A 22,165-nucleotide genomic window follows, 5' to 3' on the forward strand; every position below is an offset into this window, starting at 1 on the left:
CGTAATGGGGTGCATGTCCGAATTTTATAGAGAAATTGTCTTTGTTGATCTCGGTAGAATGCGGGAGAGACAAACAACTAAGAGGGTACAACTATGAGACCGCAGCAATCACAGACGCCCGAGCTTGTCGATAGCCGGCAGGCGATTCGTGATTATTATCTCGCTGACGAGCACAAGGTTATCCACGAGATGATTGCCGGTGCCCAGTTGTCCCAGGCCGAGCGCGATGCTATTTCCGCCCGTGCCGCTGAACTGGTACGCAGCGTTCGCAAGAATGCCAAGTCCACCATCATGGAAAAGTTTCTGGCAGAGTACGGCCTGACCACCAAGGAAGGCGTTGCCCTGATGTGTCTGGCCGAGGCGCTGCTGCGCGTGCCTGACAACACCACCATCCACGAACTGATCGAAGACAAGATTACCTCCGGTGCCTGGGGCACCCACGTGGGCAAGGCGTCCTCTGGGCTGATCAACACCGCCACCGTTGCCTTGTTGATGACCAGCAACCTCTTGAAAGATTCCGAGCGCAACACCGTTGGTGAAACCCTGCGCAAACTGCTAAAGCGTTTCGGTGAGCCCGTCATCCGTACTGTGGCCAATCAGGCGATGAAGGAAATGGGCCGCCAGTTCGTTCTGGGTCGCGATATCGATGAAGCCCAGGATGAGGCGAAGGAATACATGGAGAAGGGTTACACCTACTCCTACGACATGCTGGGTGAAGCCGCCCGCACCGATGATGACGCCAAGCGTTACTACGACGCCTATTCCACGGCCATTGACAGCATTGCCAAGGCAAGCAAGGGCGATGTCCGCAAGAACCCGGGCATTTCGGTCAAGCTCTCCGCTTTGCTGGCCCGTTACGAGTATGGCAACAAAGAGCGGGTTATGAACGAGTTGCTGCCCCGGGCCCGCGAACTGGTCAAGAAGGCGGCGGCCGCGAACATGGGCTTTAACATCGACGCCGAGGAGCAGGAGCGGCTGGATCTGTCCCTGGACGTGATCGAGGAGCTGGTAGCCGATCCCGAGCTTGCCGGCTGGGATGGCTTTGGCGTGGTTGTCCAGGCTTACGGCAAACGTTCCTCGTTCGTGCTCGACTGGCTGTATGGCCTGGCGGAAAAGTACGACCGGAAGTTCATGGTGCGTCTGGTGAAAGGGGCGTACTGGGATGCCGAGATCAAGCGTGCCCAGGTGATGGGGCTGAACGGGTTCCCTGTGTTTACCCGCAAGGCCTGCAGCGACGTGTCGTTCCTGTCCTGTGCCACCAAACTGCTGAATATGACGAACCGCATCTACCCGCAGTTCGCGACCCACAACGCCCATTCGGTATCGGCCATTCTGGAAATGGCCAAGACCAAGGGAGTCGACAACTACGAGTTCCAGCGCCTCCACGGTATGGGTGAGTCCCTGCACAACGAGGTTCTGAGGGTCAGTGGTGTGCCCTGTCGGATTTACGCGCCGGTTGGTCCCCACAAGGATCTGCTGGCGTACCTGGTGCGCCGTCTGCTGGAAAATGGTGCCAACAGTTCCTTCGTCAACCAGATTGTCGACAAGCGCATCACTCCGGAAGAGATTGCCAAGGATCCGATCGTCAGCGTTGAGGAAATGGGCAACAACATTTCCAGCAAGGCGATCGTGCATCCGTTCAAGTTGTTTGGTGATCAGCGTCGCAACTCCAAGGGCTGGGACATCACCGATCCGGTTACGGTCAACGAGATCGAGAAGGGCCGTGGTGCCTACAAGGACTATCGCTGGAAGGGCGGACCGGTAATTGCCGGTGAAGTCGCCGGCACCGAGGTGCAGGTGGTGCGCAACCCGGCCGATCCGGACGATCTGGTGGGCCACGTCACCCAGGCTTCCGATGCCGATGTGGATACCGCGATTACCTCAGCGGCGGCTGCGTTCGAGAGCTGGTCCGCCAAATCGGCTGAAGAGCGTGCGGCCTGCGTGCGTAAGGTGGGCGACCTTTACGAAGAGAATTACGCCGAGCTGTTCGCCCTCACTACCCGTGAAGCGGGCAAATCCCTGCTGGATGCGGTTGCTGAGATCCGAGAGGCTGTCGATTTCTCCCAGTACTACGCCAACGAAGCTATTCGCTATAAAGACAGCGGCGATGCCCGCGGCGTGATGTGTTGTATCTCGCCCTGGAACTTCCCGCTGGCGATCTTCACCGGGCAGATCCTGGCCAACCTCGCGGCGGGTAACACCGTGGTGGCGAAGCCGGCTGAGCAGACTTCCTTGCTGGCCATTCGCGCTGTGGAGTTGATGCATCAGGCGGGTATTCCGAAAGATGCTATCCAACTGGTGCCGGGCACTGGCGCAACCGTGGGCGCGGCGCTGACCTCCGATTCGCGGGTGAGCGGCGTGTGCTTCACCGGTTCTACGGCTACCGCCCAGCGCATCAACAAGGTGATGACCGAGAACATGGCACCGGACGCGCCGCTGGTGGCAGAGACTGGCGGCCTGAATGCTATGATCGTGGATTCCACGGCATTACCTGAGCAGGTTGTCCGTGACGTGCTGGCGTCTTCGTTCCAGAGTGCCGGTCAGCGGTGTTCGGCCCTGCGCATGCTCTACGTGCAGAAAGACATTGCCGATGGTCTTCTGGAAATGCTCTACGGTGCCATGGAAGAGCTTGGCATCGGCGACCCCTGGTTGCTGTCCACGGACGTGGGCCCGGTGATCGACGAGAACGCCCGCAAGAAGATCGTCGACCATTGCGAGAAGTTCGAGCGCAACGGCAAGCTGTTGAAAAAGATGAAGGTACCCGAGAAAGGGCTGTTTGTTTCGCCGGCGGTTCTCAGCGTAAGCGGGATTGAAGAGCTGGAAGAGGAAATCTTCGGCCCGGTACTGCATGTGGCCACGTTCGATGCGAAGAACATCGACAAGGTGGTGGATGATATCAACGCGAAGGGCTACGGCCTGACGTTTGGCATCCACAGCCGTGTTGATCGCCGCGTAGAGCGTATTACCAGCCGGATCAAGGTGGGCAACACCTACGTAAACCGGAACCAGATCGGTGCCATCGTGGGCTCCCAGCCTTTCGGCGGTGAGGGTCTTTCAGGTACGGGTCCCAAGGCCGGTGGACCGCAGTACGTCCGCCGTTTCCTGAAAGGTAAAACGGTTGAGCGCGAAGCGGATTCCAGCGCGAAGAAGGTGGACGCCAAGCAGTTGCAGAAACTGATTGGCCAGTTGGACAAACTGAAGGCGTCCAGGCCTGAGGCCCGCATGGACGCTATCCGGCCCATCTTCGGCAATGTTCCAGAGCCGCTGGACGCTCATGTTGAGGCCCTGCCCGGGCCAACGGGTGAGACCAACCGCCTGTCCAACCATGCACGTGGTGTCGTGCTGTGTCTGGGACCGGACAAGGAAACCGCGCTGGAGCAAGCCGGCACCGCGTTGTCACAGGGCAACAAGGTGGTGGTGATCGCACCGGGCACTCAGGATCTGGTCGATCAGGCGAACAAGGCCGGGCTGCCGATTGTGGGCGCCGAGGGGCTATTGGAGCCGGACGCACTGGCATCCGTCGATGGCTTCGAGGCGGTGGTCAGCTGCGGCGAACAACCCCTGCTTAAAGCCTATCGTGAGGCACTGGCCAAGCGTGATGGCGCCTTGCTGCCGCTGATCACAGAGCACACCCTGGATCAGCGTTTCGTGATCGAACGCCACCTGTGTGTCGACACAACCGCAGCGGGCGGTAACGCCAGCCTGATTGCCGCCTCCGAATAAGCGGCGACAATCGGTGCCAAACGCGCCCGGCGTCAGGTAGTGCTGACGCCGGGCGCGCCTGTTTTGAGTCGCTGGTTAAACAGCATTCGGCGGCCTTCGGCCTCGGCAACGTCCGAGAGGTAAAAGCTGACCGATGATCCCGGGCCCCTCTGGGACAGAAGCCCCGCATCCAGTGCGCTCAGGCAGCCGATTTTCGGATAGCCGCCGATGGTTTGCCGATCTTTCATCAGAACAATTGGCTGGCCATCTTTCGGAACCTGAATGGCGCCATAGGCAATTCCCTCCGACACAATCCCGTCCAGATCCGAATGGATGGCATCGCCTTTCAGACGATAGCCCATGCGGTCGATGTTCTGGCTGATTTCGTATTCACACGAGAAAAATTTCATCCGTTGAACCGAGGGGAAGCTCCGATACTGATAGCCGGGAATCAGACCCAGGCGCAGGTGCTGTTGATAATCGGGAATTTCCGGCTCGGGAAGAAACGCCTCAACAAAGGGGGCATTTTGGTCGAACTCCAGCTTATCGCCCTTGGCCAGTTTCGCGCCTTTGCCATCGAGACCGCCCAGGCCCTCCCGGGCCACGGTGGCGCAACTGCCCAGTTTCATCGCGGGCCTGAACCCACCACTGACCGCCAGGTAGGCCCGCAGGCCGCTCACCGGCGCGCTAAAATCCAACCGGTCGCCTTTGCTGATGTGATGGGTGCGCCAGGGCGCAATGGCCCGATCATTGATCCTGGCGCCCAGGTCGCCGCCGGTAATGGCAATGCAGGCATCATGGTTTGCCTTCAGGCTGAACCGGCCAAAAGTGATTTCGATCTGGGGGGCATTGAGATCGTTGTTCAGCAGGCGATTTGCCCAGAAAAACGCGAACTCGTCCATGGGGCCGCCGGTGGTCACCCCCATATGCTGGTAGCCGTAGCGGCCAGCGTCCTGGACGAGGGCCAGCATTCCGGGTTCAAGGACGTCAAAGCTCATCGACCTTCCCTCCCAGCTCGAGAAATTCGTCCCGGCTGATGGCGCGAAAGCGCACCTGATCACCGACCTGTACCAGCGCCAGGGAGTCGCTGTCCCAATCAACCATTTTCTGCGGTGTGCGGCCAATGATCTGCCAGCCACCGGGCGTGCAGCTCGGATAAATGGCAGTTTGGGTGCCCGCGATGCCAACGCTGCCGGTAGGGACTTTCAACCGGGGCGTGGATTTCCGGGGAATGGCAATCCGTTCGTCGGTGCTTCCCAGATAGGCAAATCCCGGAGCGAAGCCGATGGCGTAAACCTGGTAAAGCTGTTCACTGTGAATGCGAACGACTTCGTCTCGTGACAGGCCGGCATGCTCGCAGACATCCTCCAGATCCAGACCCACTTCCGGATCATAGTAGACTGGCAGCTCGACAATACGGGCAGCACCCTCCCCGGTGGAGCCATGGTCGTCGGAGTCGATCGCTGAGCGCACCCTGCGGGCAATGGCAAACCGGTCGGCCTGCTCCAGATCCCAGGTCAGCAGGATCGACGTGTAAGACGGCACCAGGTCGACGATAAGGTCGGACATATCGCGCCGGAGCCGGTCGGTGGCCTGTTTCACCAGGCCGGCAGACTCCGCACCAATCTGGTCGCCAAAATAAACCATGCAGGTGTTTTCGTTGACCGACTCGATCCTCATAGCGCTTCCACAACCTGTCGCATGTGCCGTGCAGCGTCGACCGCATGGTAGCTGTCGCCGTGAATGCAGATGGTATCCGCTTTGATCGGAATGCGTTTGCCCGAAATCGAGGTGACCGTTCCGTCCTGGATAATCTGGGTAACCTGCGCCTCGATGGCTTCCGTGGTTTCGTGAACGGCACCGCGCACTGACCGTTTTACCAGTCGGCCCTCGTCGCTGTAGGCGCGATCAGAGAAAGCCTCGAACCAGACCTCGATACCGTACTCGTCTGCCCGGTCCTTGACCTGCCGCCAGTCCGGCGTCGCCATGACCACCAGGGGGCATTGTGGGGCATAGGAACGAACCGCCGACATCACCACGGACAGGGTGGTGTTATCGACCATCATCCGGTTATACAGCGCGCCATGGGGCTTCACATAGGAGATGGAGGTGCCGTGCACCTGGCAGATCCCGTTCAGCGCCGCCATCTGGTAAACCAGAATGGCCTTGAGCTCGTCCGGCCGGCAATCCATGTCCCGGCGACCGAACCCTAGCAGATCCGGGTAGCCGGGGTGGGCGCCAATGGTCACGTTCTGGGCCAGCGCCAGCTTCACCGTATGGTCCATGGTCAGCGGGTCGGATGCATGAAACCCGCAGGCAATACTGGCCATGTCAATGTAGGGCATGACTTCGGCATCCATACCCTTGGTCCAGGTGCCAAAGCTCTCGCCCATATCGCAGTTGAGTTTCATTGTGTACCTCCAAAAAACGTTGTTGCCCGCGTCATCCCTGGCTCATGGTCTGGGGCAGGTAAGTGACAATCTCCGGGAACCAGCCGATCAAAAACAGCGCGGCCATGATCAGCAGGAAGAACGGCAGGGCTGCCCGGGCCACATAGAGAATGTCCTTGCCGGTCAGGGCCTGGATGACGAACAGGTTGAAGCCCACTGGCGGCGTGATCTGTGCCATCTCTACCACCAGTACAATAAAGATCCCGAACCAGAGCAAATCAATGCCGGCTTGCTGAACCATCGGCATGACCACCGCGACAGTCAGGACCACGACTGAGATCCCATCAAGGAAGCAGCCGAGAAGAACGAACAGCACAGTCAGGCCTATCAGAAGTTCAAACGGTGAAAGGGACATGCTGCCGATCCAGGAGGCCAGTTCCCGTGGAATGCCCAGGAAGCCCATGGCCAGGGTCAGGAAGTGTGCACCGACTAGAATCAGACCGATCATGCAGGAGCTTTTCACCGCGCCCAGCAGGCTGTCGCGGAAACTCTGAACGCTCAGAGAGCCGGTTGCGGCCGCGATGATAAGGGCGCCAAAAACGCCCAGGGCGGCTGCCTCGGTCGGGGTAGCGAAGCCGGTATAGATGGAACCCAGCACGAAAATGATCAGGCCAACAATTGGCAGCAACATCTTCAGCGCTTTGATCTTGACCGAGAACGCCAGGTTTTCCTTTTTGGTGGTCGGTAGTTCGTCTTTATTGAGCTTCGCCCAGATCATGGTGTAGCCCATGAACATGGCAACCAGCATCAGTCCGGGCAGGGCGCCGGCGATAAACAGGCGGCCAATGGACACCTCTGCGGCCACGCCGTAAACGATCAGGATGATGGAGGGCGGAATCAACAGGCCAAGGGTACCGGAACCGGCCAGGGTGCCCACCGCCATCTTGTCACTGTAACCCTGTGCTTTCAGTTCCGGCAGGGTCATTCGTCCTATGGTTGCGGCAGTGGCCGCGGATGAACCGGAAACCGCCGCGAAGATGCCACAACTCAGAATGTTCACATGAAGAAGTTTGCCCGGAAGCCCGCCCATCCAGGGGGCCAGCCCCTTGAACAGATCCTCGGACAGTCGGGTACGGAACAGGACTTCGCCCATCCAGATAAACATGGGCAGAGCCGTCAGGGACCAACTGGTACTGGCGCCCCAGCTCGACGTTGCGAACAGCAGCCCGATCTGATCGTTGCCAGACAGCAACAGGCCCAGAACGCCGATGCCAACGAGTGTCAGGGACACCCAGACACCGACAGCGAGCATCAGAATCATCGACACCGCCAGGACAATGGAGAGAAACGCAATATCCATTACACTTCCTCCAGGTTGAGTTCGTCTTCATGCTGCTGGTAAGAGGGCGTTCGCTTGCGAAGGATACCCACCAGATCATCCAGGACCGCAATGTTGAGTGCCGTCATTCCGAGTGCCACCGGAACCTGCGGTATCCAGATGGGGATGGGAATATAGCCGTGGGAAACTTCTTCAAAAATGTAGGATTCCCAGACCATGTGCCAGCAGTAGAAGGTCATGTAGCAGGCGAGCCCGAAACCGAAAATCAGCACGATCAGCTCTTGAAAGAAGCGTGGCCGCCCGGACCATTTCTGGATCACCAGGGTTACCCGAATATGACCGCCGTTATGAAAGGTGTAGGCCAGACCGAAAAAAGTGGATGCGGCGAGCGCCCAGCCGGACACGTCTTCCGCTGAGGGGATGATAAAACCGAACAGCCGACCGACGATCTGGGCGAGAATAATGACCATGATCAGTGCTATGCAGAAGCCAGCGGCGTAGCCGGATGCCAGATAAAATTTCTTTCGAAGAGAGTTCATAACGGATGCCTCCCGGAACAGCCTCCCGAGCACTCGGGAGGCTTCCGTTGAGTGAACTTTTTAGCGGTAGTTGGACAGGATAGCGCCGACTTCCTCCGGTGCTTCCTGTTCCCACTCTTTCACCATGATGTCGCCGATTTTCTCCAGTTCGGCCATCAGTTCAGCAGAGGGCTCGGTAACGGTGATGCCATTTTCCGCCAGCGTGGCTGTGTCTTCAGCGGCGGTCTTGCGAACGCCTTCCCAGCCTTTCGCCTCGGCAGCGGCGGCTGCATCCAGGATTACCTGGCGCTGTTCATCGCTCAGGCGACGGAAAGCGCGCTTGTTAACAACGACTACGTTTTTGGGAATCCACGCCTTGATGTCGGTGTAATGGGAGAGGTAATCCCAGGCCTGGCCGTTGGCACCGGTTGACGGTGAGGTGATCATGGCGTCGATAATGCCGGTGCTGAACGCTTGCGGAATCTCCGGAACCTGAACCGTGGTCGGGGTGGTGTTCATCAGGTCGGCAAGGCGCGAGGTCGATGGGCTGTAAGCCCGCATCTTCAGCCCTTCGAGGTCTGCAAGTGTATTAACCGGCTTTTTGGTGTACAGGCTCTGGGCCGGCCAGGGCACGGTATACAGGAGAGTCATACCTTCCTTGTCCAGCTGCTTTTCGATCTGCGGCTTGGCGGCCTCCCAGAGTTTCTTGGCGTCTTCGAAGCTGGTTGCCAGGAACGGAATGTTATCGTGTTTGAACACCGGGTGGGTGTTGCCCATGATGCCGATGAAGATTTCACCCAACTGCACCTGGCCGGTTCTCACGGCACGTGGAATTTCCGGGTGCTTTACCAGGGAAGCACCAGAATGAACGGTGATGGTGATGTCGCCATCGGTGCCGTTTTTGATGTCCTCGGCAAAACCGTAGGCGATCTGGGTAGGCAGGTTGGCATCGCCATAGGGCGTTGGCATGTGCCATTGCTGGGCCTGAACGGATGAGGTCAGCAGCGCCCCGGTAACCAGGGTGGCTGTAGCGAGTTTTTTGAACATAACGAATCTCCCGTGTTTCTGCTTTTTTATCGTTTCAATAGAACAGCGGCTTCAGAGTACCGCCAGTTCTTCATTCAGCCGCTCGGTAAGCAGCATCTTTCCCGGTACATGGGTTATGGCGAACGGCAGGCGTGCATTCTCCAGAGCCAGTTGCGGAGTTACCCCGCAGGCCCAGAACAGCGGAAGCTCGCCCGGCCTGATCGTTACCGGATCTCCAAAATCGGGTGTGTTAACGTCCTGGATGCCAATAAGTGACGGATCACCGATGTGAACCGGTGCACCGTGGGCCTTGGGCAGGCGTGTGGTAATCTGTATCGCGCGAATCGCATCCGTACCGTTGAACGGACGCATGGAGACCACCATGTTGCCACTGAACGGGCCTGCAGGCCGGGTAGCGATATTCGAACGGAACATGGAAACGTTCCGTGCCTCGTCCACGTTCCGCACCGAGAGACCGGCTCTGATCAGGGCATCTTCAAATGAGAACGAGCAACCCAGAACAAAAGTCACCAGGTCGTCCCTCCAAAGGCTTTTTAGGTCTGTGGCAGTCTCTGCTCGTTCGCCATTCCGGAATACCTGGTATTCCGGCACATCGGTTCTGATATCCAGATCATGCCCCAGATCAGGGAGGCTGGGGTCACCGGGTTGAGACATGCCGATCAGGGGGCAGGCAACCGGGTTATTCTGACAGTATAGGAGAAAATCGCCGGCCCATTCGGACGGCAGGATAACGACATTACCCTGGAGCAGGCTGCTGGCCGTGCCGCTTGTGGTGCCGGTATGGGCTCCGGACCGGATACGGGCGCGCAACTCGGACGCCTGATCAAGCACGCTGTTTTTGAATTCGGAATACGCACCGGTGTGCATGTCGGTTACCCCTGATTGACATTGATTATTACAACTAAATTTCAGGGTATACCGGTTGGTGAAAAAGTCTAATTATCGTTTTTTACATCTTCCGATAATTTTTTGTGATGTGTGGTCCGGTCATACTCGTCGGACACCATCACGCCAAGGTTGGCTGCAAGCTCCGCAATCGGGTTAAAAGGCGTGCCGGAATAAGACGCAGTGAAGGCAAGTTCTGAGGGCGTCCACGAGGTATTGAGCTGGATCAGGCGGCCGCTTTCCAGTTCATGTTTGATTACGCTCAGTGGCAGCGTGGAGATGCCAATGCCGTCCAGAGTCAGCTGCCGACAGGCTGCGAGCGAGCTTGACGAGTAGAAACGTGCGGGCAGTTCATCCAGCTCGCTGAATTTCTGGCTGATTTCCGCGAAGGGTTTGGTGTTTCGGGCGTAGGTAATGATTGGCCATTCTGCCAGCTCTTTGAGGTCCAGGAGCCTGTTCGGCAGATTCAACTCGGGGCTTGCCACCCAGATCAGCGGGAAGCTACAGAGTGCCCGGTTTTCGACTTTTGGCTCTGATACAGGGCCCATCAGAAAAGCAAGGTCAAGGCTCCGGTCCAGCAAACCGGACCGGAGGTTGCCGGAGACATCCACGGTGATTTCCACATCCAGGTTGGGTGCCGTTTCGTGCAGTTCCCGGAAAAAACGCGGCAGCCAGGAGTGCACAATGGTTTCCGAAACCCCGAGCCTGAGAATACCCGATAGAGAGGCTCCACGGTCTGCGCGTTTGCGCAGCTGCTGGGCCATAAAAACAATCTTCTCGGCGTAGGGCAGGATTTCCTGCCCCTTGCTAGTAAGTTTGCTGTGCCCGGATTCGCGCTCGAACAGCCGGACGCCAAGCTCGTCCTCAAGCGCGGCAATACGGTTGGAAATGGCCGGCTGGGTGGTGTGCTGGTGCTCGGCCGCCTTGCGAAAGCTGCCCAGCGTCGCAACCCAGATGAAGGTCTCCAGACGCTTGAAGTTCATTGATTAACGGACCTCTGAGGGGCCTACAGCGCGGCATAGCGCTCGTGAAGGATGCCAACCCTTTCTACGTAGGCCTTTGTTTCGGCATAGGGCGGTACGCCTTTGTATCGGCTCACGGCGCCGGGCCCCGCGTTGTAGGCGGCGGTGGCCAGCCGGATGTCGCCATTGAATCGGTCGAGCATCTTGGCCAGGTAATGGACGCCGCCACGGATATTCTCGGCAGCCGCCAACGCGTTCCGAACACCCAGTTCTTCGGCCGTGCCCGGCATCAACTGCATCAGGCCCTGGGCACCGACCGGGGACAGGGCTTTTTCATTGAATGCCGATTCGGCATGGATCACAGCGCGGACAAGAGCCGGATCAACTCCGTATTCCTGGGCTGCGGTCTGAATTTCTGAGCGGTACGGTTTGGTGAACAATGGCGTTTTGCGCCAGTCGACGCTGGACTCCGGGTCGCACGCGTAACAGTGAAAACGGATAACGTCGAACTCAGCCGCGGTTGGCTGGACGCTGCTGTATGCAATCACGCCATTGTCATCGGTGTAGCGGTAGACGGTATCGTTACCGCTGGAGGCTCTGGGCTGGCCGGCATTTTTTACGTTGGTGAATTCGACGGTGCCATCGGGATGCACAATACGTTTGATGCCATCTGCCAGAGCGGATGCTGACAGAGCAAGCACCAAAGCTGCTATTGATGGGATCAGAAGTGATCTGCCGGTGGTCATTACTCACTCGCGAAAGATGCCGTCGGTGGCCGGCTTCAGGTATTCTCTGAAAACCGCCGTTGCCTGAATTATACGGGCTTGCGGGCCGGAATAAAGCGCGCGCTCTGTCGTAAAAATGTTACGTTCTGCCTTTATTGCCAGCCAGTTCTCATTCTCCGGAGAGGTCACACACAAGCATCATGGTTAACCCGACCGATACAGGAAACCTTGTTCTCATCGGTATGCCCGGTAGCGGCAAGAGCACCGTGGGTGTTCTGCTGGCCAAGCGTCTGGGTCTCGGGTTTGTCGATACCGATCTGCTGATCCAGGAAGAAGCCGGCCGTACCCTCCAGGCTATTGTAGACCAGGACGGCTACGAAGCCCTCCGGCGGATTGAAGAGCAGGTGCTTCTGAAGCTGGATGTGGAGCACAAGGTTATCAGCACCGGAGGCAGTGCGGTCTACAGTGCCCCTGCCATGGAACACCTCAAGACCAATGGTACCGTCGTGTTTCTTGATATCCCGCTCGAGTTGGTCATTGAACGAATTGGGGATCACAGCATGCGGGGCATTTCCCGGAGGCCTGATCAGTCCCTTGCCGAGCTATTCTCAGAGCGTTTCAGTTTGTACTCCCGGTGGGCGGACGTAACCGTGAAAGGTGAAGGCCGCAACCAGGAGCAGGTCGCCGATGCGGTCTTGGCGGACCTGCAAGCGCACAAAAACAGGTAAAGAATCCCTAAACGCCCGTAGTCCATTCCCTACCCATTCCTCACCCGCGCCCTATCGCATAATCGGTCTGGCACCGATTGTTCCAGTGGCCTTCCCGATAGGAACATGATCCTGTCGAAATAGGGAGCCACTCGTGCCAAATACTCAACCTTTTCCTGAAAAACTGCTGATGGCGGTCATCGCTGCACCCGGACTGCTGGCGGTGGTTTTCGCCGTATTTCTGATGCCCGTTACAAGCGGTCTGGTTGTGGCTGGTCTGTTGGTCGCGCTGACATTGGTGTCTGCCCTCTGGTTCAGAAAATTGGTCCGCTGTTGGTCCAGCTCCCTGACGCTGGAGCTAGAGGAGAGCCTGCAGCAGGTTTCCAGCACACCCTCCCCCGTTCAGCGCGCCCAAATCCAATTGGGGAAAGAGCTTCTTCCGGTCTGGGAGCAGCAAATCGAAACTGCACGGTTCCAGACAGAGACCGCGATCACAGATCTCACCGGTTGTTTCAGCAATCTCGCCCAGGATTTGCGGGGCTCCACGGCCATGGCATCCGAGGTGGCAAGCTCCCTTGAAGGTGGTGTTGGCAGCAGCTTTGGCCGTGCTGGTTCTGAACTGCAGTCAGTCGTTAACACGCTGCGTGGTGCCCTCGAGGATCGGGATGGGCTGCTTCGACAGATCAATGGCCTGGATACCTTTGTGGATGAGCTGGACAGCATGGCGCAGGACGTCGCCAAGATTGCAGGCCAGACCAACCTGCTGGCCCTGAACGCCGCCATCGAAGCGGCCCGTGCCGGAGAACACGGTCGGGGGTTCGCAGTGGTTGCCGATGAGGTCCGCAAATTATCCCGTCTTTCTGCCGACACCGGCGAGCGAATCAGCACCAAGGTGGGTTACATCGGTGATTCCATCCGGTCCGCAGTGAGCGCAGCCCAGGAATCCAGAGGCAGGGATGGCGAGTCGTTACGTGCCTCGGAAGCAACGATCGAGCGTGTCCTCGACGACTTCAAAGGACTGGGCACACGGCTGGTGGATTCGGCAGAGTCCCTCCGCCGCACCAACGTGGGTATTCAGTCCGACGTGGAAGACGCGCTGATTCAGCTTCAGTTCCAGGATCGCACCAGCCAGATACTCACACACGTTAGCGCCAGCATCTCGAACGCGGGTGGCCAGATGGTCTCTGGTGATGCCGTGAATGTCGATGCGCTCATGAGAGACATGGAGTCTTCGTACGCCATGGCGGAGGAGCGGAACAATCATGGTCGGAAAACATCTGCCCAATCGGTGGCCAGTGGTGAGATCACCTTTTTTTGAATGACCCCGGAACCAGCCGAAATGGCCCGGGAAAGACGAACAGACAGCGGTTTATAAGTTATGGCTAAAAGTATCTTGATAGTTGATGACTCGGCTTCCATCCGACAGGTGGTGTCGCTCACCCTTAAAGGCGCCGGCTTTGATGTCATTGAAGCCTGCGACGGGCGCGACGCCCTCAGCAAACTCAATGGCCAGCGGGTTCACCTGATGATTTCGGACGTGAACATGCCGAACATGGACGGCTTGACCTTTCTAAGGGAAGTCAAAGCCCGTCCTGAGTATAAGTTCACGCCAGTAATCATGCTCACCACCGAGTCGGCCGAAGAGAAGAAGAAGCAGGGGCAGGCTGGTGGTGCCAAGGCCTGGATGGTAAAGCCTTTCCAGCCTCAGCAGATGCTCGCAGCAGTGAACAAACTGGTGGGCCCATGAGCACGTTCGAAACGTTTAACGCCGATACCGGCTGCCTTTCTTTCCAGGGCGAGCTGACTATCTACGAGGCCAACGCTGCGTCCGAGAACCTTTGCAGGGCTTTTAGCACCGGTGAGCTGCGGAATGTTGATCTGGCAGGGGTGACCGAGCTTGATACTGCCGGTTTGCAGATACTGTTGCTGGCCAGGCGTCTGTGCACGCCTGCCGGAGAGCCAGTGGCCCTGGTGAACCACAGTGAAACGGTTCGGGAAGTATTGGGGTTGGTCGGGCTGGAGCCGTCTCGATGAACATGGAGTTGGCCCTTCAAACCTTCCTGGATGAAAGCCGGGAGCTTTTGTCCGACATGGAACGCATTCTGCTGGAGCTGGAGACCCGTCCGGGCGAAGCCGAGCTGCAGAATGCCCTGTTTCGCTGTGTGCATACGGTCAAGGGCTCGGCCGGCATGTTCGGTCTGGACCATGTCGTGAATTTCACCCATGTGGTGGAAAACGTTCTCGACCGGCTGCGGGCGGGCGAAATCGAGCTGAGCCGTGAACTGGCCAATCTGCTCCTGCGGTGCCGGGATCACATCAGCCTTTTGGTTGAGGTGCCCGAGCCCGCGAATGCAACGCACCTCGAATCGGCCGGCGCCTCACTTCTGGCTGAACTGGAGCCTTATCAGTCGTTGTCCGTCGAATCGAATCCACGGTCAACGGCGGCAGAAGCCATTCCTTCGGGTGTGGCTGGACTCTGGCGAATTCAGATCCGGATCCACACGGATGCCCTGCGCCATGGCATGGATCCGTTGGGGTTCATCCGGTTTCTGGGCACACTGGGGGAGCTTGAGCAGGTCGTCGCCCTTGATCAGGCACTGCCAGCACTGGACAAATTCGACCCGGAAGCCTGCTACCTGGGATTTGAGGTCTCGCTCCGGAGCTCTGTTGAGCGCTCTGCCATTGAGGAGGTGTTCGAATTCGCCGGTGATCTCTACCAGCTCGAGATTGACGCACCGGAACAGTCCCCGGTGGCTGACCTGGCGTCGGCAGAAAGTCTGGAGGAAGCCCCGCAAAACCCGGCCCGCAACGACGCCGTGCCTGCGGATTCGCCAGCGGACCCCCTGCAGGGACGCCGGAAGAAATCGGTACAGCACCTTCGTATCCAGGCCGACAAGCTGGACAACCTGATCAACCTGGTGGGCGAACTGGTCATTGCGTCGGCGACTGTGTCAATGGACGCTCACCGGTCAGGCGATGCCTCCGCTCGTGAATCCGCCGCCAACCTCAACCTGCTGGTAGAGGAGATCCGGGATAGCTCCCTCGACCTGCGTATGGTTCCAATCGGGGAAACTTTCCAGCGCTTCCAGCGAGTGGTTCGGGATGTGTCCTCCGAACTCGGCAAGGACATTGAACTGTTGATCACCGGCGCCGAGACCGAGCTGGATAAAACCGTCGTTGAGAAAATCGCCGACCCACTGACCCATCTGGTTCGCAATGCCTGCGATCACGGCGTGGAAATGCCGGAGCTTCGCCGGGAAAAGGGCAAGCCTGGCCGAGGCCGGGTTCATCTCAACGCCTACCACGAATCGGGCGCCATCGTGATTGAGGTCAGTGATGATGGCAGCGGTCTGAACCGGGAGCGACTCCTGGCAAAGGCGGTCGAGCGCGGCCTGGTCAAGCCTGATGCGAACCTGACTGATCAAGAGGTGTTCAACCTCATTTTCGAGCCGGGGTTCTCTACAGTCGAGCAGGTCACCAACCTGTCCGGCCGCGGGGTGGGCATGGATGTGGTGCGTCGTAACATCGAGGGCCTTCGCGGAATGGTGGAACTGGTGTCTCCGGGAGTTGCCGGGGGCACTACTTTCCGGATACGGCTGCCACTGACCCTGGCAATAATCGATGGTTTTCTGGCCCGGGTGGGCGAGGCTACCTACGCAGTTCCGCTGGAAATGGTGGTCGAGTGCACCGAGTTGAGCCGCGAACAACAGGTGCTCAGCGATGACCAGGACTACATCAACCTGCGCCAGGAAGTGTTACCGCTGATTCGTTTGCGTGAACAGTTCAGTGTTCCCGGCTCGCCGGGGCGGCGCCAGAACATCATCGTGGTGCGGCACGCCGGCCAGAAGGCCGGGCTGATCGTGGATGAGCTGCTTGGCGAGCACCAAACGGTGATCAAACCATTAAGCGGAATCTTCTCACACCTCAAGGGGCTTTCTGGCTCCACCATTCTCGGTAACGGGCAGGTGGCCCTGATCCTCGACATACCGGCCCTGATTTCCCAGCTCAGCATTCGGGAACAACAGTCGCTGAAATCGCATGGAACGCGCTCAACCAATCACGATGCTTTCTTGAACAGGGGATGAAACCCAATGAATCTGTTAAATAACCTCCGAATTTTTACCAAGGGAAGGTCTGAATAACTGCTGATATTTGCCCATCTTGGGTTTAAACGGCAAAAAATCGAAGATTCAGACACTATTTTCCCTTTATTTGTGTGTTTTTTGCCCGTTTCCCGCCATTTTGGCGGAAAACAGGCGCACTGGCCCTACGCCAGCATGTATTTTTCACCGATCAGCAGGTTGCTAAACGCGGCCAGCAAATGCAACCGGTTGCTGTTCTTGGCAAGGCCGCGATAGCGGACCTTGCCATAACCAAAGACCCGCTTGATGTACCGGAAGGGATGCTCGACCTTGGCACGAACACTGGCTTTGATCTTCTCTGCTTTCAGTTTGTCGGCATCCAGCGTCTTCCGGGTGCCAGGCCGTTTGGCAATGAACCAGGAGACGTTTTTGCGGTGCTTATGCTCATCCCGCTTCTGAATGCCAAGGTAACCGGCGTCGCCGAAGACTCGTTGCTCTTCACCATGCAGCAGCTTGTCGGTGGGCACGATGTCGTGAACATTGGCAGCGGTGGTATCAATGCTATGAATCAGACCGAACGTGTCGTCGACACCAATGTGCATTTTCATGCCGAAGTGCCATTCGTTGCCCTTTCTGGTCTGGTGCATCTCCGGATCACGCTTGCCAGTTTGGTTCTTGGTGGAGCTGGGAGCAGAGATGATGGTGGCATCTACGATGCTTCCTTCACGCAACATCAAGCCGTTTTTCTCCAGGTGTTTGTTCACCTCTTTAAACAGCGCCTTGCCAAGACCGTGCTGCTCCAGGAAATGCCGGAAGTTGAGAATCGTCGTCTCATCTGGCAAACGGTCCAGCTTCAGACCCGCGAAGTGCCGCATGGATTCGATCTCGTACAGCGCGTCTTCCATGGCCGGATCGCTCAAGTTATAGAACAACTGCATGCAGTGAACCCGCAGCATGGCAGGCAGCGGATAAGGGGGCCGTCCGTTCCGGCCCTTCGGGTAATAACGGGCTACCTTCTTCTCCAACTGCTTCCACGGAATCAGCTTGTCCATCCGTTCCAGAAAGATCTCGCGACGGGTCTTGCGCTTCTTGGTCTGGTATTCGGCTTCGGAGAAGGTGATCTGATCCATGCTGGCAACGATCCTATGCGATTGACGATGGCCGTATTATCGCTGATTTTGGAGACTTATTCAGAGCCTCCCAAGCTTATGGGCGCCTTCGGGGTCGTCCTTATGCTATTCCTCGCAACCGGTATCTATGCGCTTTTGCAGATGTCGACCATGAACGATTCTGCCAATGAGCTGGCGGATAACTGGATGGTGGCGGTGGATTCCGCACAAACCATGGACTCGCTGATCGGTGATTTCCGGCGGATTGAGTTGGAGCACATCATCTCCGACTCGAACCAGGAAATGGCCAGCAACGAAAAACGTCTGGAGGAGCTGCGGGCAAAACTCGCCACGGTGACGACGACTTTCGAGAGCCTTCTGGCGCTGCCGGAAGAGAAAGCATTGTTCGAACGGTACCAGACCGCCTGGGCGGGCTACCAGGACGAGCACCAGAAGCTGCTGGATATCTCTCGCACCAATAATGTTGAGCAGGCCCTGGCGTTCTACCGGGACGAATCCCGGGCCGCGTACGGCACCATCAGCGAGATCCTTGACCGCAACGTCGCCTGGAACGTGGAAATGGGGAAAGCGTCCAGCGATGCCGCTAGTGAAGCTTACTCCGCTGCCCAGGTGGCAGTCATCGCTCTGCTGACAGCAAGTATTCTGATTGGACTCGGGCTGGCATTTCTTATTGCCCGTAACATCACCGTGGCTCTCAAAGAGGCCATGGCAGCAGCCACCAGCCTCGCGGATGGCGATCTGACGGTGAAAGTACAGGCCCGTGGCCGCGACGAGATTGGCCAGATGATGGACACCATGCAGCGGATGGTGACCAAGCTTTCCCAGGTGATTTCTGAAGTCCGCTCCGGTGCCGATAACCTGGCCTCTGCCTCAGAGGAAGTCAGTGCCACCAGTCAGTCGCTGTCCCAGGCGTCCAGCGAGCAGGCCGCCAGCGTTGAAGAAACCAGTGCCTCCATGGAGCAGATGACCGCCTCCATCGCCCAGAACACCGAAAACGCTTCGGTAACCGACGGCATGTCCAGTAAGGCTGCCAGGGAGGCTGTCGAAGGTGGCGAAGCGGTTGGTCAGACGGTAACCGCCATGAAGAGCATCGCCGAGAAAATCTCGATCATCGACGACATTGCCTACCAGACCAACCTGTTGGCCCTGAACGCGGCTATCGAGGCTGCAAGAGCCGGTGAACATGGCAAAGGGTTCGCTGTGGTGGCTGCTGAGGTTCGCAAACTGGCGGAACGAAGCCAAGTGGCAGCCCAGGAGATTGGAGAGGTTGCTGGTTCTTCCGTGGAGCTGGCGGAGAGAGCCGGCCGGCTGCTTACGGAAATGGTGCCTTCAATTCAAAAAACCTCTGACCTTGTTCAGGAAATCGCTGCAGCCTCCAGTGAACAGTCAGGCGGTGTTGAACAGATCAACGGCGCGATGGAGCAGTTAAATCAGATCACTCAACAGAACGCGTCTGCTTCAGAAGAGCTTGCGGCCACATCCGAGGAAATGTCTTCCCAGGCAGAGCAGCTGCAGCAGGCCATGGCTTTCTTCCGGACCAATGACAGCCAGAGCTTTCAGGCCCCGGTGAAGAAACGCCAGGAGACAGTCCCTGCCAAAGGACGGGAAACAGCCGGGCCAGCTGGCGACAACGCCGAGTTTGATGCGTCCGCCTATGTACGGTTCTGATCGGGGGTGTTATGAACCAGCCACAAAAACGTGAAGATGTTGTCCGCATCGCGAATACCTCGGGGGACCAGAACCAATATCTGACCTTCCAGATCGGCCGAGAGATGTTCGCAGTCGGGATCCTCCACATCCGGGAGATCATCGAATACGGCAGCCTGACCACGGTGCCCATGATGCCGGAATTCGTTCGCGGGGTGATCAACCTGCGGGGCAGTGTGGTGCCGGTCATTGATCTCTCTGCACGGTTCGGCCGGGGCGAGAGTGAAATTAATCGGCGCAGTTGCGTGGTCATCCTGGAGGTGGAGGCCCTGAGTGGCAGCGAGGAGAGCCTGCAGGAAATCGGTGTGATTGTTGATGCGGTCTCCGAAGTGCTGGAAATTCCGCCGGAAGAGATTGAACCGGCGCCGAGTTTCGGAGCCCGGATCCGCGCCGACTTCATCGCTGGCATGGGCAAGGTGCAGGGTCAGTTCGTGATCCTGCTTGATGTCCAGCAGGCACTGAACACCCGGGAAATGGCCGAATTGGCCGCCATTGGGGATGCGACCGGTCATGGCCTCGACAGCTGAAGTAGGCCCCGCGTTTGCGGTGAACGCTGCGCCGGTAATCAGTGAAGCCGAGTTCCGGGAGTTCCAGCAGATGATCTTTTCGGTGGCCGGCATTCACATGCCGGCCAGCAAGAGAACCATGGTGGCCGGACGGCTGTCCAAACGCCTCAAGGAACTGGCTCTCGCCGGTTACGGCGACTACTGGAATTTTCTGCGGAGCAACCAGGCGGAAAAACAGATGGCGGTGGACCTGCTGACCACCAACGAAACCTATTTCTTTCGAGAGCCCCGGCACTTCGAGTTTCTACGGGACCGGGTTTTGCCCCAATGTTCACGCCGTCAGCGTTTTCGCCTCTGGAGCGCGGCCTGCTCCAGCGGCGAAGAGGCCTACACCGCAGCAATGGTGTTGTCTGATGTGCTGGGTGCAAGCGGTTGGGAAATACTGGCCTCGGATATAAGCACCCGGGTGCTTGAAAAGGCCCGATCAGGGCGGTACCCAATGGCAAGAACTGATCGGATCCCCCCCGAGAGCCTTAAGCGTTATTGCCTGAAAGGCATTGGTGAGGCGGCAGGAACCCTGATGGTGGACTCGCCTCTGCGGTCGAAAGTGGATTTCCGGCAGATCAACCTGAATACAAGATTGCCGGATGTCGGGCTGTTTGACGTGATATTCCTGCGCAACGTGATGATCTATTTCAATGCCGAAACCAAGCGGCAGATCGTTGCCCGGTTACAGTCCTGTCTCAAGCCCGGCGGGTATTTGATTATTGGTCACTCCGAAACCCTTCACGGGTTTCAGAGCGGCCTTGAGGCAGTATTACCCTCCATTTACCGGAACAGAAAATGACGACACAACTGGGTTCGGGGATTGATATCTTTCTGCATCCGGGCGACTGGTATTTCGGGGACAGACATACCCGGATCCACACCACGCTGGGTTCCTGTATTTCCGTGACGGTTTGGCACCCGGTTCTCAGATTGGGAGGCATGTGCCATTACATGCTGCCGGGCCGGGGACTTGAGGAGGAACTCAGCGCCCGCTATGGCGATGATGCCCTTCAACTGCTCATGGCAGAGATCAGGCAGCACGGCACCCATGCCAGTGATTACGAGGTCAAGTTGTTTGGAGGTGCCAGTATGTTTGAGGTCGGCCCCCAGGGCAGTTTGGTTGCTCGGCGAAACATTGAAGCGGCCGAAGCGCTGGTGGCCAGGCATGGCCTGTCCGTGGTGGCAAGAAGCCTCGGCGGTACCGGGTATCGGCGACTGTTTTTCAATATCGCCGACGGCGATGTATGGGTGCGCCAGGGAGAGAGTTCGAGCACCGCAATCTGTACCGATAAATCGGGGGGTGTGGCATGAATGCACCGGTGTCTGTGTTCATCGTTGATGATTCAGCGGTTGTCCGGCAAGTGCTCACCCAGTTACTGACAGCGGCGCCCGGCATTCGCGTTTCCGGGGCCGCGCCCGATCCAATCTTCGCATTGCAGAAAATGCAGAGGGACTGGCCGGACGTCATCATCCTGGACGTGGAAATGCCACGGATGGACGGAATTACCTTTCTCCGAAAGCTGATGAAAGAACGCCCGACTCCGGTAGTGATCTGCTCGACGCTTACGGAAAAGGGCGCGGATACTACGCTTCAGGCGCTTTCCGCCGGAGCAGTGGACATCATCACCAAGCCGAAAATCGGGTTGCGGGATTTTCTGCAGTCTGGTGGCCAGCACATGGTTCAGGTGCTCAAGGCGGCGGCCCGGGCCAGGACCGGTGCCATCCGTGCCCATCGCCAGCCAATGGTTGCCGAAACCAGGATGGCGGCGCCGGCAGCCATGGTGCGAACCACGGACAAGGTTGTGGCACTCGGAACTTCCACAGGTGGCACTCAGGCCCTTGAGGCTGTGCTGACGCGGCTGCCTGCGGATTGCCCCGGCATTGTCGTAGTTCAGCACATGCCAGAGAAATTTACGGCCGCGTTTGCACACCGTCTGAACCAGCTCTGTCGTTGCGAAGTGCGTGAAGCTGTGGATGGCGACCGTGTTATCTCCGGGCTGGTGCTGATTGCGCCCGGGGGCAAGCACATGCAGCTTCGCCGAAGCGGCGCCCAGTATCGGGTCAGTGTCGCCGATGGGCCACCAGTGAACCGGCACAAGCCCTCAGTTGATGTATTGTTTCGATCAGTTGCGGTCTCCGCCGGGCGAAATGCGCTGGGCATTATCATGACGGGAATGGGAGACGATGGAGCCCAGGGGCTGCTTGCCATGCGCCGGGCAGGTGCGATAACGATAGCTCAGGACCAGGCCACCTCGGTGGTTTTTGGTATGCCGCGAGAAGCTATCGAAATCGGGGCTGCGACGGAGGTTCTCCCGCTTGCTGGTATGGCACGAATCATCCTGGGTCACAAAGTATAAAAGCCCTCTGCCCCGCAATGCGCCATCCCCGCATCGGCGAAGCGGGGCATGTCGTGCTAC

21 protein-coding genes are annotated in these 22,165 nt (G+C 58.1%); 11 read left to right on the forward strand and 10 right to left on the reverse strand.

The genetic code is table 11. The annotated features are described in order from the left end of the window. Positions 1-93 precede the first annotated feature (93 nt). Positions 94-3,723 carry a bifunctional proline dehydrogenase/L-glutamate gamma-semialdehyde dehydrogenase PutA gene (gene putA, locus ABNF92_RS15855; RefSeq protein WP_209400628.1) on the forward strand — a complete coding sequence of 1,210 codons (3,630 nt, stop codon included), beginning with the start codon at positions 94-96 and terminating at the stop codon, positions 3,721-3,723. Between the two features lie 32 nt (positions 3,724-3,755). Here putA and ABNF92_RS15860 read toward each other — a convergent pair whose 3' ends face one another. The 9 genes from ABNF92_RS15860 to ABNF92_RS15900 all read right to left on the reverse strand — a co-directional run bounded on the left by ABNF92_RS15860 (position 3,756) and on the right by ABNF92_RS15900 (position 11,589). Continuing rightward, positions 3,756-4,700, reverse strand: coding sequence for a biotin-dependent carboxyltransferase family protein (locus ABNF92_RS15860; RefSeq protein ID WP_349342682.1), 945 nt, complete (start codon positions 4,698-4,700; stop codon positions 3,756-3,758). Beyond that, positions 4,690-5,382: a 5-oxoprolinase subunit PxpB gene (gene pxpB, locus ABNF92_RS15865; RefSeq protein WP_349342683.1), complete on the reverse strand. Its 693-nt coding sequence runs from the start codon at positions 5,380-5,382 to the stop codon at positions 4,690-4,692. The genes ABNF92_RS15860 and pxpB overlap by 11 nt, the downstream gene beginning before the upstream one ends. Next, a complete protein-coding gene (locus tag ABNF92_RS15870; RefSeq protein ID WP_291906193.1) occupies positions 5,379-6,113 on the reverse strand; it encodes a 5-oxoprolinase subunit PxpA in 735 nt (244 codons plus the stop codon). Before ABNF92_RS15870 ends, pxpB begins: the two co-directional genes overlap by 4 nt. A 31-nt stretch (positions 6,114-6,144) precedes the next feature. Next, positions 6,145-7,452, reverse strand: coding sequence for a TRAP transporter large permease subunit (locus ABNF92_RS15875; protein ID WP_069182885.1), 1,308 nt, complete (start codon positions 7,450-7,452; stop codon positions 6,145-6,147). After that, positions 7,452-7,970: a TRAP transporter small permease gene (locus ABNF92_RS15880; RefSeq protein ID WP_069182886.1), complete on the reverse strand. Its 519-nt coding sequence runs from the start codon at positions 7,968-7,970 to the stop codon at positions 7,452-7,454. Before ABNF92_RS15880 ends, ABNF92_RS15875 begins: the two co-directional genes overlap by 1 nt. Positions 7,971-8,030: 60 nt before the next feature. Then, on the reverse strand, positions 8,031-8,996 hold the full coding sequence (locus ABNF92_RS15885; RefSeq protein ID WP_349342684.1) for a TRAP transporter substrate-binding protein: 966 nt from the start codon (positions 8,994-8,996) through the stop codon (positions 8,031-8,033). Between the two features lie 51 nt (positions 8,997-9,047). After that, positions 9,048-9,863, reverse strand: coding sequence for a putative hydro-lyase (locus tag ABNF92_RS15890; protein ID WP_153633823.1), 816 nt, complete (start codon positions 9,861-9,863; stop codon positions 9,048-9,050). Positions 9,864-9,931: 68 nt separating this feature from the next. Continuing rightward, positions 9,932-10,864 carry a LysR family transcriptional regulator gene (locus tag ABNF92_RS15895; protein ID WP_069182889.1) on the reverse strand — a complete coding sequence of 311 codons (933 nt, stop codon included), beginning with the start codon at positions 10,862-10,864 and terminating at the stop codon, positions 9,932-9,934. A gap of 23 nt (positions 10,865-10,887) precedes the next feature. Continuing rightward, positions 10,888-11,589: a lytic transglycosylase domain-containing protein gene (locus tag ABNF92_RS15900; RefSeq protein WP_069182890.1), complete on the reverse strand. Its 702-nt coding sequence runs from the start codon at positions 11,587-11,589 to the stop codon at positions 10,888-10,890. 179 nt (positions 11,590-11,768) lie between these two features. On the opposite strand from ABNF92_RS15900, the gene ABNF92_RS15905 reads away from it, so the two are divergent. From ABNF92_RS15905 to ABNF92_RS15925, 5 genes are all read left to right on the forward strand, one after another. Beyond that, complete coding sequence (locus tag ABNF92_RS15905) at positions 11,769-12,296, forward strand: shikimate kinase (protein ID WP_349342685.1); 528 nt, start codon at positions 11,769-11,771, stop codon at positions 12,294-12,296. 133 nt (positions 12,297-12,429) lie between these two features. After that, the gene (locus ABNF92_RS15910; protein ID WP_349342686.1) at positions 12,430-13,593 is read left to right on the forward strand and encodes a methyl-accepting chemotaxis protein; all 1,164 of its coding nucleotides are present in this window, start codon (positions 12,430-12,432) and stop codon (positions 13,591-13,593) included. Between the two features lie 60 nt (positions 13,594-13,653). Beyond that, complete coding sequence (locus tag ABNF92_RS15915) at positions 13,654-14,022, forward strand: response regulator (RefSeq protein WP_349342687.1); 369 nt, start codon at positions 13,654-13,656, stop codon at positions 14,020-14,022. Continuing rightward, positions 14,019-14,309, forward strand: coding sequence for an STAS domain-containing protein (locus ABNF92_RS15920; protein WP_349342688.1), 291 nt, complete (start codon positions 14,019-14,021; stop codon positions 14,307-14,309). The genes ABNF92_RS15915 and ABNF92_RS15920 overlap by 4 nt, the downstream gene beginning before the upstream one ends. Beyond that, complete coding sequence (locus tag ABNF92_RS15925) at positions 14,306-16,360, forward strand: chemotaxis protein CheA (RefSeq protein WP_349342689.1); 2,055 nt, start codon at positions 14,306-14,308, stop codon at positions 16,358-16,360. Before ABNF92_RS15920 ends, ABNF92_RS15925 begins: the two co-directional genes overlap by 4 nt. Before the next feature lie 182 nt (positions 16,361-16,542). Here ABNF92_RS15925 and ABNF92_RS15930 read toward each other — a convergent pair whose 3' ends face one another. Beyond that, entirely contained in the window at positions 16,543-17,487 is a 945-nt protein-coding gene (locus ABNF92_RS15930) for an IS5 family transposase (RefSeq protein ID WP_011784145.1), read from the reverse strand. Positions 17,488-17,565: 78 nt separating this feature from the next. Between ABNF92_RS15930 and ABNF92_RS15935 the strand changes: the two genes are divergently transcribed. From ABNF92_RS15935 to ABNF92_RS15955, 5 genes are read left to right on the forward strand one after another with little or no spacing between them, the layout of a single operon-like run. After that, positions 17,566-19,155, forward strand: a complete 1,590-nt coding sequence (locus ABNF92_RS15935; protein ID WP_349344100.1) for a methyl-accepting chemotaxis protein — start codon at positions 17,566-17,568, stop codon at positions 19,153-19,155. An 11-nt stretch (positions 19,156-19,166) separates the two neighbouring features. After that, positions 19,167-19,721 (forward strand): chemotaxis protein CheW, encoded by a 555-nt coding sequence (locus tag ABNF92_RS15940; protein WP_349342690.1) that lies wholly within the window; start codon positions 19,167-19,169, stop codon positions 19,719-19,721. Continuing rightward, complete coding sequence (locus ABNF92_RS15945) at positions 19,705-20,547, forward strand: protein-glutamate O-methyltransferase CheR (RefSeq protein WP_349342691.1); 843 nt, start codon at positions 19,705-19,707, stop codon at positions 20,545-20,547. The genes ABNF92_RS15940 and ABNF92_RS15945 overlap by 17 nt, the downstream gene beginning before the upstream one ends. Beyond that, complete coding sequence (locus ABNF92_RS15950) at positions 20,544-21,059, forward strand: chemotaxis protein CheD (RefSeq protein WP_349342692.1); 516 nt, start codon at positions 20,544-20,546, stop codon at positions 21,057-21,059. Before ABNF92_RS15945 ends, ABNF92_RS15950 begins: the two co-directional genes overlap by 4 nt. Continuing rightward, complete coding sequence (locus ABNF92_RS15955) at positions 21,056-22,105, forward strand: chemotaxis response regulator protein-glutamate methylesterase (RefSeq protein ID WP_349342693.1); 1,050 nt, start codon at positions 21,056-21,058, stop codon at positions 22,103-22,105. The genes ABNF92_RS15950 and ABNF92_RS15955 overlap by 4 nt, the downstream gene beginning before the upstream one ends. Positions 22,106-22,165: the final 60 nt, after the last annotated feature.

This window comes from Marinobacter sp. MMG032 (assembly GCF_040112695.1).
Classification (GTDB): Bacteria; Pseudomonadota; Gammaproteobacteria; order Pseudomonadales; family Oleiphilaceae; genus Marinobacter; species Marinobacter salsuginis.